Genomic DNA, 14,682 nt, shown 5'->3' with positions numbered 1-14,682 from the left:
ATCTCACTACTACAACATTGGCACATTTTTGCCATAAAAGAACATAAAATGAAAAATAAAATACAAATAAAGAAAAGCCCTTTACAAGTCTTAAAATCAATACCCTGACGGCTATGGTGGCACACAGAACACAAGGCTGTGACAATATAAACTTACTCTTTCTTCCTAGTCCAGTAATAATAAAAAGGCAAACCTGTTGCCATCAATCCCAGTCCGCTGAGTGCCTCCTCTGGTTTTTCGATTAATGTATTTACGATAAGTACGATACAGAAAAGCACAAAAATGGCAGGTACAACTGGATAGCCAATTACTTTATAAGGACGGTGTGCGTCGGGCATTTTTTTACGTAATACAAACACTCCAAAAGCAGTAGCTCCATAAAAAATAAAGGCAGCAAAAATCAGCATATCCGTCAGTTGGTCGAATGTCCCAGATAATACTAATAGGGAAGTCCAGATGGCTTGAATAAACAATGCGCGTGAAGGAGTATTATAAACAGGGTGAATATAATCTACGCTTTTGAAAAACATTTTATCGTGTGCCATCGCATAAAATAACCTTGATGCTAACAATAAAGTGGTACTGGCACAATTGAAAGTAGTTACTAAGATTAATCCAGAAATCAACATACCGCCCCAAGCACCTAGAAAATGACTCACTACGGCTACAGCCGCAATTCCATTCTTGGATTCATAGATTTTGATAAATTCATCAATGGGTAAAATATATAAATACACAAAGTTCATAGACATATACAACACCATGATAATCAACGTGCCGATAATCAAGGCCAAAGGCAGATTTCGCTGTGGATTTTTCATTTCACCCCCAATAAAACCAACACTTGCCCAACCTTCATATCCCCAAAAGGCACTTAAACACGCCAAAGCTAAGGCCTTGAAAAGAGTAGCACCTGACATGGCATCGGCACTGTATCGCACACTATTGGTAGTAATGTTTTCAAAACTGCCAACGCTTGAAAGTAAACCCAACACAATAATCAATAACATTACGGTAGTCATCAACGCTGTTAATACTCTGCTAAGGTTTTCGCCCAGTTTCAATCCTTTATAGTTGAAATAGGTCAAAAATATAATTAAGGCAATAGCTACTAATTTTACGCTGAGGTTATCTAACGGATGTAAACCTAAGAAGCTAACGTCGGACAAAGAAGCTGCCGTGATAGGAAAAGGGAAAACACTATTCAGGGATTGAGCAAAAACATAAGCAATGGATGCTATAGAAGCAGTACGAATGACAGCGAAGTTGGTCCAGCCAAACAGAAAAGCAAAAAAACGATTATAGATTTTGCGAAAGTAAACAAATTCTCCGCCTGAATCGGCCAACATACTGGCTACCTCCGCATTGGATAATGTCCCTGCCAAACTAATTAGTCCTGCTACTAACCATGCAATTAATACCAATGAAGGGGATTGCAATTCGGCAGACATTGGAGCTACTTTTTTAAAAACGCCCGTGCCTATTACAGAGCTGATGATGAGCACGACGGCTGAGGTAAGTCCAATAGAGCGAACTAATTTTCCTTGATTAGGAGGCGATGACTTCATTTGATGTGGTTTTAAGGATTGACAATTATACTCAATTTAATCAATGATGAGTAGAATTACAACTAAGCCTTAATATTCTGATAATGTAACGAAAAACGGATAAACTACAAGGCATGTTTGTCGGGTCTGGCAGGATAGAAAAGCCTATCAATCTGGATATTCATCAATCCCCAAGTTTAGTGGTATCTTCGTATATCAATCAAACGCTTTAATTTTTTCAGATGAATAAACCTTTACTGCTGCTATTTATACTACTTGTTGGCTTGCCTAGTTTCTCACAAAAAATTAATGATGCTTTTCAATTCAATATCCAAAAGACGCATTCAAAAATTAAAATTGATGGTATTTTAGATGATGAAGCTTGGAAAAATACTGATGTTGCCAAAGACTTTTGGATGATGACGCCCATGGATACATCCCTGAGTTTAACGCCCACAGAAGTACGCCTTACTTATGACGAACACTTTTTGTACATCAGTGCTGTTTGTTATGAAAAAATAAAAAACAAAGGCTTTGTGGTGGAGTCGCTAAAAAGGGATTTCAGTTTTGGGAATAACGATAACTTCTGGCTGATTCTCGAACCTTTCAACGATTTGACCAATGGCTTTGTGTTTGGCGTCAATGCCGCAGGTGCACAATTTGATGGCATCATTTCGGAAGGAACAAGCCTAAATGCTAACTGGGATAATAAGTGGTTTTCTGAAACCAAATACTTGGGCGACCGTTGGATATTTGAAGCCGCTATTCCTTTCAAAACACTTCGATACAAGGCTGGAGAAACCAAATGGGGGATGAATTTTAGTAGATTAGACCTCAAATCTGGTGAAAAATCTACGTGGGCAAAAATCCCTCGTCAATATTTTAGTATTACCTTGGCTTATACAGGCACAATGGTTTGGGATACCCCTCCTCCTACTCCCAAAAGCAATATTTCCATTATTCCTTATGTGTTAGGTGGAACAAGTAAAAACTTTCAAGATGCTAGCTCGACGAGCGTAAGAAAAGACTTTGGTTTAGATGCTAAAATAGCCGTTTCATCTGCTTTGAATTTGGATTTAACGGTAAACCCTGATTTTTCACAAGTGGATGTAGACCGCCAAGTAACGAACCTCAGCAGGTTTGAGCTGTTCTTCCCTGAACGGCGACAATTCTTCCTTGAAAATGCCGACCTCTTTAATAATTTTGGTTTAAGCAGTATTCGTCCTTTCTTTTCAAGAAGAATTGGACTAGGCGTTCCTATTGATTATGGTGCTAGGTTGAGTGGCAAAATCAATAATAACCTCAGGATTGGTGCAATGAATATCCAAACGGGTGTGAGTAGTTTGGAAAATAGACCTGCTCAAAATTTTTCTGCCTTGGTACTTCAACAAAAAGTATTTAGCCGTTCAAATATTAGTATGATGTTACTGAACAAGCAATCACTCAATTACGACGAACATATTAATAAAGACTTTAATCAATACAATAGAAATGTAGGGTTTGAATACAACTTAGCATCAGCTAGTAATTTGTGGATAGGCAAAGCAATGTACCTAAAATCATTCAGCCCCAATAGCAAGGGTGATGATTTTGTAAGTGCCTTTAATTTGAATTACAATGGGTTAGCAGTGGATGCAGGCATTCAATACGAATATGTAGGCAAGAATTATAACCCTGAAATTGGCTATGTGCCCCGTACTGGCTATCATAAAATTACAGTGCCGATACAGTATAATTTTTATCCAAAAAACAAAGCTAGTATAGTCCAGACGCATGGTCCATTGTTTTCTGCGTATGCGTATTGGAATGCCGATAAATTATTGACAGATTTACAAAGGCAATATTACTATCTTTTTACGATGAAAGACCGTAGTAGTTTCACTGCTTATTACGAAACAAACTATATCAAATTACCTTTTGCTTTCGACCCTACCAATAAGGGAAGTAATGATAAACTGGCCGCTGGAAGTGAACACAAATTTGGTTCGATGAATATCAATTACCTTTCTACGCCACGGAAAAAATATACCTTTGGCTTTACTGGAAGTTACGGTAGTTATTTTGGTGATGGTAAGCTACTGAGCATTTCGGGTGATATAGGTTATCGTTTTCAGCCTTATGTAAGCTTGTCGGCAAATATCAATTATGTGGAGATTAGTGATGTAAAAATCCCTGTAAAAGACCAAAATGACCTGATAGTAAAATCAAACTTTTGGCTAGTTAGTCCTAAAATTGATATTACTTTTACGAATAAATTATTCTGGACTACGTTTATACAGTATAACGAGCAAGTACAAAACGTAAATATCAATAGCCGTGTACAGTGGAGATACAAACCTGCCTCTGATATATTTTTGGTATATACTGATAACTATATTCCAGGAAGTTTAAATATTAAAAATCGTGCAATTGTATTGAAGTTTACTTATTGGTGGAATTTGTGACAGCTATGAGCTGTCAGCTTTGAGTTATCGGCAATCGGTTGTCGGTCGTAAGCTGATAGCCGAAAACCGATAGCTAAAATCGTGATTTGAGAGTCAAGAATAATGACTGAAAGCTGATTTACCCGCAGATTTTCACAGATTGATACGCAGATTTACGGAGATTTTTTATTCAAAATCCGAAAGCTGAAAGCCGATGACTCAAAGCTATAATCAGATGACCGAAACCCATTCACCATGATAAAAAAAACTGATAGCTAATAGCTCAAAGCTGACGGCTACTACACAAACCATGAAACCAAAAATAACCATAGAATATTGCCCCAAATGTAATTGGCTGATGCGTTCGGCATGGATGGCACAGGAATTACTGACAACTTTTGTAGATGAACTACAAGAAGTAAGCCTACGCCCAAGCGAAGTTGCTGGGCGTTTTCAAGTATTTTTAGAAGAGGAAGTAATTTTTGACAGAAAACGTGAAGGACATTTCCCCGAAGCCAAAGAATTAAAACAGATAGTCCGCGACCTAGTTTGTCCAGAAAAAAGCTTGGGACACTCCGACAAAAAAACTACTTAAAAAAGTACATCGCAACGGCAAAAGATACTACCGAGGCTGCAAAACCAAACATAAATACGGTATAGGAAACCCTGAGGAACTTGTATTTTTTGCCAAGTACTTTTCCTAAATAATATATATCACGGGTCATGCTAGCATACAAGAAATCAGAATCATTCATCATTTCTTTCATGCCCCATTCATAATCATCCAATTCCATCTGGTGAAAATTGCCAAAGAAAAGCAAATTAGCTGTTTTACCTTCAATGTCTTCACGGGAAAACTTACCAGAGGTCACATTAGGACGAACTGCCAGAATAGCAAAAATCGTTGCGACTAAACACACTATTGTCAGCAATGCTGTTGGCAGAATTAGATTTGGCCAATCTTCCAATTTTCTCGCCAGTACACTAAGTACCAAAGAGATAATAATTGAATTAACCGAAATCATAATGTTGGCTTTATTATCTGCCATGGCTGATAACTGAAAGTGGTTTGAAGACGTTGTTCTAAACATCGTTTCTATACCACGCTCTGGTTTTTTTATCTTTTCAGCCTCTTTTCTTAATTTCTTATCAAATTTACTTTCGTGCGTTTCTTCTTTCACTTCTATTGCTTCTTTTTCCTCTGTTTCTTCCCAAGGGAACTTTAATTTTATGCTTCCTCCCTCAAATTGTGCTAATTTCAATAAGCCCTTTTTTAGGTTTTCTTGTTTGAGCGGTTCAAAATGTTCACGAGCATATTCAGTATAATATTGGTGATTTTGGATTAGCTCAACTGTTGACTCCCACCATTTTTTCTCTCCAATGCTTTTTAAAATAGAGCAGAATTCAATCCGTAAATTTTCTGAATAATTCATAAATTCGGGCGATGCCAAGTGTGATAAATCGGCATCACAGAGAATCATTTCTTTACGATTCTGCGGATTTTGTGGCATTTTTGTGGCTTCTATGCAGCCCAAAACTTTAACAATACGTTTTTCTGGAACTTCTAAGCCCTCCAAAAACGTTCTCGCCATAAGTTTACTTCTATCCTCGTGGTTGATACACCCTTGCTGATAACCGATATCATGTAGCCAAGCTGCAATCAAAATCGTTTCAAGGGCTTTATCCGAGAGGTCAGAAGCTTTACCTATTTCCTCCGTCACTTTTACCACATGATGGGTGTGTCCAGAATTATGATAAATCAGTTCCTCAGGTAATTTGTTTAAAATTCCTTCGGCATATTCTTGTACCTTTATGAGCAATTCCGTTTGCATAATCAACTTACAACATTTAATAAAAGCATGATGATCTCTTCCAAAACTTTAATTCTACTAACTTTCGTTCCATTATCCATTTTTTCTTGTGCAAAAAAAGAAAAACACAAAGAAAAAGAAATACCAGAAGAAACTACTACAGTCTTGAAACTACCGTATGATTTTGAAAATCCTAGTCAAAAAATAACCTTACCAAAGAGCCTTAAAGAAATTTCTGGACTGTCATTTTATAAAAATAATCAATTGGCCTGCATTAATGACGAAGAAGGTAAAGTTTTTATTTTTGATTTAACAAAAAAAGAAATTAGTGATAAAATTCCCTTCGGGAAATCAGGTGATTATGAGGGCGTAGAAGTAGTAGACAATGAGGTATTTGTGTTGAGAAGCGATGGCTTAATTAAGAGTTTTAAAATTGGTGAACCTTTTGAAAGAGAAATTGACTGTTCAGACCCTGATGTTATTGAATACGAAGGCCTTAGCTATGACCCAACCACTGGAAATCTGCTACTAGCAGCCAAAGAAAGGATAAAGGATGTGGATAATAAAAAGATGATTTATGCCTACGATTTTAAAAGAAAAATTCTGTTTAAATCTATCGCTATTCCAGATGAAAAATTAATTGGCAAAGATGGTAAAAAAACTTTCCGTCCATCGGGTATCGCTATCCACCCTATTACTCAACAAGTTTTTATCATTGCTTCTCAAGGCAAAAAACTTTTGATTTTATCTAAAGATGGGGCTAAGGAAGCTCTAGTAGATTTAAATCCAAATCTTTATAAACAACCAGAAGGCATTTGCTTTACGCCAAATGGCAACTTGTATATTTCATCAGAAGGTGCAGGCGGAGATGGCTATATTTTAGCTTTTGATTATAAAAAGTAATTGTGTGCTATTGCAGTTAATTTTAAATGATTTTGCTTGAGAGTAGTTTAAAAATTGGTTTGTATCTGAAAAGAAAATTCCCTTTCGCCACAGCTTACTTTTCTTGTCTTGACACAAGAAAAGTAACAAAAGAAAGTCAAGAAATTCCGAAACTCGCTCCGCTCAAACAGCGGAATTTCACAAAAATGCTTATGCTAATTTAATAAAAACTCCTCAACAAAACATTAAATTACTATATTACTAAACCAAAACCTTAATTATCCAAGAAAAACATGGAGACTCCCTTTAAAAAGTTTATCTTCAAAAGCTTCAGTGCATTGTTGCCTTTATTATTGCTTACCGCCGAATTTGGTTTTAGCCAAAAAAAGCCTAATTATTCTGTCTTTTTAATTGGTGATGCTGGCGAACCTCCAAAGAATGGCAAAGACATGGTGTTGAGCCCGTTGAAAAAGCAAATGCAACAAGCTGGCAAGCAGTCGACCATCATGATTCTTGGAGATAATGTGTACCCTAAAGGGTTAAGTAATATCGATGAGCCAAATCGTAAAAATGATGAGGAACGTTTGGCAGACCAGTTAAGTATTTTGCAAGATTATCAGGGGAAGCCGTTTATCATTCCGGGCAACCACGACTGGCAACAAGGAGGCAAAAAAGGGTGGGAATATATCCAAAATCAGGAAAAATTTGTTTCTGAGTTTTTGAAAAGAGAAGATGTATTTTTTCCAAAAGGCGGATGCCCTACACCACATGAGGTTGCCCTTAACGACCAAATTACTGCCGTCATTCTTGATACGCAATGGTGGCTACATCCTTGGAAAAAACCAGAAGCAGATTCTGACTGTGAAGTAAAGTCATTAGAAGAAATGCTGATAAGTGTCAATGACATTCTGGATAGAAACCGCCATAAAAAAGTATTAGTAGTTGGGCATCATCCCATGTATTCTCATGGCTCTCATGGTGGTTATTACACTTTACAAGACCACCTTTTCCCATTTCATGAATTAGGAGTGCCTATTCCTTTACCTGTACTTGGCTCTATTTATCCATTGTATCGCACCCTTATTGGTAATATCCAAGATATTCCACATCCTAAATATAAACAAATGCGAGATGGACTTGTGGGGATTTTCAAACAATATAAAAACGTAATTTATGCCAACGGACATGAACATAATCTACAATTAATTCAGCGAGATGCTATCAACTATATTACTTCGGGGGCGGGTTCAAAAAACACGCCTGTAAAAATGGGCAATGATTCTAAATTTGCTAGTTCGCAAATTGGGTTTGCTCGCTTAGACTTCTATGATAACCAAATCAAGCTGATATTTTTTGGCGGTGATGGCAAAGATGGGAATGAATTGTATAGTACGGATATTTTGCTGGATACTAACGCCGTTGACCCTAAAGACGTACAAACAGAAAAAATACATATCCAAGGTGTTGTACCCAACCCCAAATATAAAGCAGGGAAATTTAAAACTTTTATGTTGGGAAGCAATTATAGAGATATTTGGACAACGCCCATCAAACCTAAAACGCTTGATTTTGAACATGAGGAAGGAGGATTAAAGGTTATTCAACGGGGCGGTGGTTATCAAACACTTTCATTACGTTATCAAAACCCTAAAGGCGAACAATTCGTTACGCGCTCAGTAGAAAAATATCCAGAAAGAGCCGTTCCAGAAGCTATTCGCAGTCAGTTTACGACTGATATTGTTTCTGACCAAATTTCAGCATCGCATCCTTTTGCGGCTTTGGTGGCTTCGCATTTGGCAGAAGCCGCTGGTGTTTTGCATACTAATCCTTCGTTGGTGATTATTCCAGAAAGCAATGTTTTGGGCAATTACAAACGCCTTTTCACGAACCAATTAGCTCTTTTTGAAGAACGTCCAGATGGAAGTTTTGCGGGTTCTAAAAAAATACAAAGTACCCAAAAAGTAGTTGAAAAACTAGCTGAAGACAATCACAACGAAATTAATGAAAAAGAGGTAATCAGAGCAAGATTATTAGATATGCTGATTGGAGACTGGGACCGCCACGAAGATCAATGGCGTTGGGCTGGTTATGAAAATGGTCATGACAAAGGTTTGAGCTTTAGGCCTATTCCGCGTGACCGTGACCAAGCTTTTTTTGTGAATGAAGGTGTTTTACCTCGTATTATTTCTAGAAAATGGATAATGTCTAAAATTCAAGGGTTTGATTATAAGATTCGTGATGTAGCAGGTTTGGCATTCAATGCACGTTATTTTGACCGTTCGTTTTTAACCCAATCTTCCGAGAACGATTGGATGGCAATGGCCAAAGAACTTCAACAAAAAATCAGTGATGCGGTGATTGATTCTGCTGTTACACATTTCCCTAATTTTCCTGAGCATTCATTAGTTATTGCTAAAAAACTAAAACAACGCCGTGACGACCTTCCGGGATATACAAAAGAATTATATGAATTTTTGAGTAAAGAAGTAGATATTCTGGGAAGCGACAAGGATGAATATTTTTTTGTAAGTCGACTCGAAGATGGGCGAACAAAAGTGTCAGTCTTTGACCAAAAGAAAAATGGCGGAATCGGTAGAACACTTTATGAAAGAACATTTGACCCCAAAATCACGAAAGAAATCAGGATTTGGGGACTAGACGGCGAAGACAACTTCAAAATCTTTGGTCAAGCCAATAAGGGCATTAAAGTACGTTTGATTGGCGGAAAAGGGAAAGATATTTTTACAGACTCGTCTTCTGTGAGTGGTTTAGCTAAGAAAACCATTATTTATGATAAAAAAGAAAATACTATCCTCAATATAGGCACTGAAAGTAAGGACTTAACCAGTAATAAAAAGAACGTTAACGATTATAACCGCGAGGCTTTTAAATATGACAGAGTAGCCCCACTAGGTTCTTTTGCCTATAACGTTGACGATGGTATTTTTATCGGAGCAGGAGCACAATGGACTCGTCAGGGTTTCAGGAAAGACCCTTTCGCTTCACAACATACAATTTCAGGCAATTACGCTTTTGGTACTAATTCGTATAATATTTTTTATAAAGGCGAATTCATGGATGTAATCGGTAAAACTGATTTTGAATTGAAAGCTAATCTTCAGCAAGGTGGTTTGGTTGATAACTTCTTTGGGTTGAGTAACGAATCGGAATATAAAAAAGAGAAAGGGATTGATTACTACAGAATTCAATATGAAAACGAAGAGATTACAGCGCTTTTCAAAACCCGCTTCAATAAACTAACGCTGTATTATGGTGCTGCGAAAAACGAATGGCATATTAAAGAAAACCCAAAACGCTTTATTAATGAATTTGCCCCACATGGTGACGAAATATATCAGGACAAATACTTTATTGGGCTAAAAACAGGGTTTATCCTTGATAACCGTGATAATATCATTTTTCCAACCAGAGGTATTTTATGGAACTTTGATGCCACCATTCAACGAGGTGCGAATGATGTTACGAAGAACAATTATGCCAACCTAAAAACTGATTTATCATTTTATTATACCTTTAAATTACCCGCGGTTGTTAGCTTGGCTACTCGTTTTGGAGGAGGCGTAAACCTTGATGATTATGAATTGTATCAGGCCAATTCGTTGGGTGGATTAACGAATCTTAGAGGTTTCAGACGGACACGTTTTTCAGGGAAATCTTCTTTTTATAATAATACAGAAGTTCGTATAAAAGTACTCAATTTCAAATCATATTTATTTCCAGCTTATGCAGGCGTACTTGCCTTTAATGATATTGGTAGAGTATGGAATCCGAACGAAAACTCAGAGAAATGGCACCAAAGTTATGGAGGTGGTATTTGGATCGCCCCATTTAATATGGTGGTGATTACGGGGATGTATGGTATTTCAGAAGAAAATCATTTATTTTCTGTGAAGGCAGGGTTGTTTTTCTAATACTTATATTTTCCATTACTACGATTACAATGAATTGATAATCATTTTTTTATCACTAGCGAGGGACTTAAGTCCCTCGCTAGTGATAAAAATTGTCAAAAGCATTTTACGCCAATTTCCACAAAAACATCTCGTTCTCCATTCCTTTTAATTTCACAGAGCCTACTTGCTTAGTATCAATCGGAATAGCAGAGATTTCATCCATTACTTCCTGACTTATCAGCAATTGAGATTGGTATTTTTTGTTCAATTGTTCTATTCTTGCTGCCTGAATTACTACGTTCCCAGTGATGTTATATTGCTGACGAGAATCCGTACCGATATTTCCTACTACGGCATCACCTGTATGAATCCCTATGCCTACACCTGTATTAGGTATCGTACCCAACTCATTCATCTTCAGGATTTTTTCGATAATAGCCAGTCCTGCTTTTACAGCATTTTCAGAAGGATTTTCTAAATTGATAGGTGCTCCAAAAGTAACCATACAGCCATCTCCTAAAAACTGATTCACAATACCATTGTATTCGTTGACAGTATTTACTACTACCTCAAAAAAAGCATTCTGATAGTCCATTACTTCCTCAGCAGTATGTTTGTCAGCATACAAGGTAAAATTACGGATATCCAAAAACATGATGCTCACTTTTTGGTGCTTGGCTTTCAGAATACCATTTTGTTCCAGCATTACTTGCGCTACTTCTGGCGAAACCTGTTGCCCAAACATTTCTACAATGTGTTCTTGGGTCTCCATTCGTTCGATGGATAGCTGGATGCTCTTTCTAATCTGCGTAGCCACATACCCTGCCGACAAACCACCGAAAACCAAGGAGAAAGTTTTGAGCAGATACGAAAACATTTGTTTGGTATAAATATCGTGCTCTGAGACAATCGTGCCTGATTCTATCAGGTGGTAGCTCAGAAAAAAATATTCTAAACCAGCCAAAAGACCCGTCCACAACGACACTGCGAAACTCAGCCTTAACGTTGATAGAATGATAAAAATAAAGTAGATATACACTAACGGAGAAAGTACTATCAGGATGGGATGGTTGTATTCTTGTCCTGCAAAATACATGACCAAGGTGAGCAACGTAATTTCGAGCGTTGCATTACCAAACTTTGCTACCAAAGGCATTTTATTCATTACTTTCAGCAGATACTTCATAGATAGCCAGACCGTCAGTTCATAGAAAGTCATAAATGCTAAATACAAAAATATAATCTGAGGGACGCCTTCGTGCCCATTTAAATAATTCAACTGATACACCGTTTTGGCAAACAGGGCATAACTGAGAAAACTTATCGTGAAAAAAAACAATAAAACCCCAGCCCTTTGTCGCTCCCTGCGAATATTCTCCTGCTCAAACTGTATATCGAAATAGGTTAATGCGGGGTTGTTTGAAAATAGAAATTTCTTCATTTAATAAAATAATATATTCATTTAATAAAAATATAACAAATTTGAGACAAAATAACTCCCTTAAAATAAAACTTTATGAAATCTTTTGCGTTCTCCTAGATGAAAAACTCCTTTCAAAAAACTTAAACAGATTTACAAAAATGAAAAAATTAATTTTATTGACGTTATTTTCTATCACCGCTTTCATCAGCAATGCACAACACGAAGCAAGTAACGACAAGTCTAAAATGCCTTCACCACCGGCAACTGCTTCTGCTACTATCGGAGAAACTACGCTCACAATCAATTATAGCCAGCCTGCGGTAAAAGGGCGTAACGTTTGGGAAGGTAACCTTGCCCCTTTGGGTAAAGTATGGCGTACTGGAGCAAACGAAGCTACAACTTTTGAAATAAGCAAAGACGTAACCGTACAAGGTAGAACTTTGAAAGCTGGTAAATATGGTTTTTTTACGATTCCTGGTGAAAAAGAGTGGACGATTATTTTCAACAAGGTAGCTAAACAATGGGGAGCATTCAAATATAGTGAAGCAGAGGATGTGTTGAGAGTAACAGCACCAGCAAGAGCTAACGATATGACTGAACGTTTTACGATTAAAGCGGAAAACAGTGGAGACGTAACCTTGATGTGGGAAAAAGTAGCCGTTACATTTCATGTAAAATAAATATGAGTATCATATAAACCTGAATCATCCCTAATTGCAAATAGCATTTACAATTAGGGATGATTTAGGTTATTTTTTTGCCAAATAGTTACTACACTTTATAGCATTTGTATATTGGGCATTAAAACTTTTAATTCTTCAAGCCTAACTTACCCTTTTTATGGTATTCAATTTTAAAAAATGTACCGTTCAAATCTTCGTCAATAACAACATCACTGTCTGGATAATCACCAAAGAGTTTAGTTTCGTCTATAATACCATCATTCTTTGAGTCTTTTAATAGATACAATCCCTTTCCATCTTTTCGTTTAGAAAGTTTGGCATAAATATCCCCATTTTTGGCAATCGCTATATGACGAGTTGCCCTTAAATCATTAGAATTAATTAAATTGAGAGTTACCATGATTTATCGTTAACACGTGTTTAAAGTGTTCATGATGCTACAGAAAATGAGTAAATACATCCTGTACATAGCTTAATGTTAGCAATGTAAAGCTCAAAATATATTTTGCAAAAAAAATCGGGATGACTCATGTTAATAGGATTACTTACCAAAGTATCATTGATAAATATCATTTTATTGAATTTGCTTGTCATTTCATACCCAATTTTTAATATTTTTCGTTAGCTTTACAGCGTTTATAAATGTAAATACTTAATATTATAACTAAGATTTATTACAAAAAAGACGCTTAATTTTTAATTGGTAATTGTTAATTGTTTCCTGTTACTTATCTTTACCATATTAATCAATCATTAACCTTAAGTATGAAGAAAGTCCTGATTGCCGAAGATAGCTCAGTTATCCAGAACCTTGCTAAGAAGATTTTAGAATTTCAAAATTTCGAAATCCATTCTGTTAAAAATGGGCAACAAGTGTTAGATGCTCTTGAGAAAGAAGATTTTGACATCATTTTGCTAGACATCAATATGCCCGTAATGGACGGAATGGAATGTGCTAAAGCAGTACGTAGTTTGAAAGACGAAGCTAAAGCTAAAATACCAATTATTGCTATTACTGGTAATGCTAGAAATTATTCTATGGAAGATTTCAAAGAAGCTGGTTTTGATGATATGCTTGCTAAACCTTTGAACTTTGATGCATTGGTTGCTCAAGTAAAAGCACTTACCGAATAGTTATGAAAAATGAGTTATGAGTTATGAAGCTGAGAGTTGATAGATAATTTACTCGAATATTATTAATTCATAACTCATAATTGATAATTCATAATTCTATGAGAATTACCTTTTTAGGCACTGGAACATCCCAAGGAGTACCTGTAATTGCTTGTGATTGTGAAGTTTGCCAATCTCTCGACTTTCGTGATAAACGTCTTAGGGTTTCTATTCACCTAGAAATAGCCGACAAAAGTTTTGTTATTGATACTGGTCCCGACTTTCGTCAGCAGATGCTTCGTGAACGTGTTCACAAGCTAGATGCTATTATTTTCACGCACGAACACAAAGATCATACCGCTGGTTTAGATGACGTAAGAGCATACAATTTCTTTCAACAGAAAGATATGCCTATCTATGCTCGTCCGTCAGTACTTGAACAAATTCAGCAAGAGTTTGCTTATGCATTTACTGCTATAAAATACCCTGGCACTCCGCAAATTACCCTCAACGAAATTCATCATAATACTCCTTTTGATATTGAAGGTGTTACCTTTACTCCTATTGAAGTGCTGCACTTTAAATTGCCAGTATATGGCTTTAGAATAGGCGACTTTACTTATATCACCGACGTAAACTATATTTCGGAAGAAGCTATTGAAAAAGTAAGAGGCTCTAAAATTGTCGTAATAGGTGCTTTGCGTAAAGAAAAGCATTTATCACATTTTACCCTTTCAGAAGCCATTGAGGTGCTAGAGAAAATCAAGCCTGACGAAGCTTATATTACCCATATCAGCCACCAGATGGGACTGCATCGGGATGTAGAAGAAGAATTGCCTTCTTATATAAAACTTGCCTACGATGGACTCACGCTTACGTGCTAGTA

At 36.6% G+C, this 14,682-nt stretch carries 11 protein-coding genes; 7 read left to right on the top strand and 4 right to left on the bottom strand.

Annotation, left to right across the window (positions count from 1 at the left end; genetic code table 11):
- Positions 1–152: 152 nt before the first annotated feature.
- Positions 153–1,568: an APC family permease gene (locus tag VB264_RS16125; protein WP_323250832.1), complete on the bottom strand. Its 1,416-nt coding sequence runs from the start codon at positions 1,566–1,568 to the stop codon at positions 153–155.
- Positions 1,569–1,789: 221 nt separating this feature from the next.
- Here VB264_RS16125 and VB264_RS16120 point away from each other — a divergent pair, with 221 nt between their 5' ends.
- Together VB264_RS16120 and VB264_RS16115 are read left to right on the top strand one after the other, a co-directional pair.
- Positions 1,790–3,991 (top strand): DUF5916 domain-containing protein, encoded by a 2,202-nt coding sequence (locus VB264_RS16120; RefSeq protein WP_323250830.1) that lies wholly within the window; start codon positions 1,790–1,792, stop codon positions 3,989–3,991.
- Positions 3,992–4,280: 289 nt separating this feature from the next.
- Entirely contained in the window at positions 4,281–4,565 is a 285-nt protein-coding gene (locus tag VB264_RS16115) for a SelT/SelW/SelH family protein (protein ID WP_323250828.1), read from the top strand.
- Here the strand turns inward: VB264_RS16115 and VB264_RS16110 are convergent.
- Complete coding sequence (locus tag VB264_RS16110) at positions 4,558–5,802, bottom strand: Pycsar system effector family protein (protein ID WP_323250826.1); 1,245 nt, start codon at positions 5,800–5,802, stop codon at positions 4,558–4,560. The genes VB264_RS16115 and VB264_RS16110 overlap by 8 nt on opposite strands.
- A 27-nt stretch (positions 5,803–5,829) precedes the next feature.
- Between VB264_RS16110 and VB264_RS16105 the strand changes: the two genes are divergently transcribed.
- Both VB264_RS16105 and VB264_RS16100 read left to right on the top strand, forming a co-directional pair.
- On the top strand, positions 5,830–6,684 hold the full coding sequence (locus VB264_RS16105; protein WP_323250824.1) for an SdiA-regulated domain-containing protein: 855 nt from the start codon (positions 5,830–5,832) through the stop codon (positions 6,682–6,684).
- Positions 6,685–6,956: 272 nt separating this feature from the next.
- Positions 6,957–10,595, top strand: a complete 3,639-nt coding sequence (locus VB264_RS16100) for a BamA/TamA family outer membrane protein (RefSeq protein WP_323250822.1) — start codon at positions 6,957–6,959, stop codon at positions 10,593–10,595.
- Between the two features lie 106 nt (positions 10,596–10,701).
- Here VB264_RS16100 and VB264_RS16095 read toward each other — a convergent pair whose 3' ends face one another.
- Positions 10,702–12,018 (bottom strand): adenylate/guanylate cyclase domain-containing protein, encoded by a 1,317-nt coding sequence (locus VB264_RS16095; RefSeq protein WP_323250821.1) that lies wholly within the window; start codon positions 12,016–12,018, stop codon positions 10,702–10,704.
- A gap of 140 nt (positions 12,019–12,158) precedes the next feature.
- Here VB264_RS16095 and VB264_RS16090 point away from each other — a divergent pair, with 140 nt between their 5' ends.
- A complete protein-coding gene (locus tag VB264_RS16090; RefSeq protein ID WP_323250820.1) occupies positions 12,159–12,680 on the top strand; it encodes a DUF2911 domain-containing protein in 522 nt (173 codons plus the stop codon).
- Between the two features lie 130 nt (positions 12,681–12,810).
- Here the strand turns inward: VB264_RS16090 and VB264_RS16085 are convergent, their stop codons facing one another.
- On the bottom strand, positions 12,811–13,083 hold the full coding sequence (locus VB264_RS16085) for a hypothetical protein (RefSeq protein ID WP_323250819.1): 273 nt from the start codon (positions 13,081–13,083) through the stop codon (positions 12,811–12,813).
- A 365-nt stretch (positions 13,084–13,448) separates the two neighbouring features.
- On the opposite strand from VB264_RS16085, the gene VB264_RS16080 reads away from it, so the two are divergent.
- Both VB264_RS16080 and VB264_RS16075 read left to right on the top strand, forming a co-directional pair.
- Entirely contained in the window at positions 13,449–13,817 is a 369-nt protein-coding gene (locus tag VB264_RS16080; protein WP_309919265.1) for a response regulator, read from the top strand.
- A 98-nt stretch (positions 13,818–13,915) separates the two neighbouring features.
- Positions 13,916–14,680 (top strand): MBL fold metallo-hydrolase, encoded by a 765-nt coding sequence (locus VB264_RS16075; RefSeq protein ID WP_323250818.1) that lies wholly within the window; start codon positions 13,916–13,918, stop codon positions 14,678–14,680.
- Positions 14,681–14,682: the final 2 nt, after the last annotated feature.

It is taken from the genome of Arcicella aquatica (assembly GCF_034928825.1).
In the GTDB taxonomy this organism is placed as follows: domain Bacteria; phylum Bacteroidota; class Bacteroidia; order Cytophagales; family Spirosomataceae; genus Arcicella; species Arcicella aquatica.
Note: the sequence above shows the minus strand (reverse complement) of the source record. Positions and strands in the feature narration are given on the sequence as shown.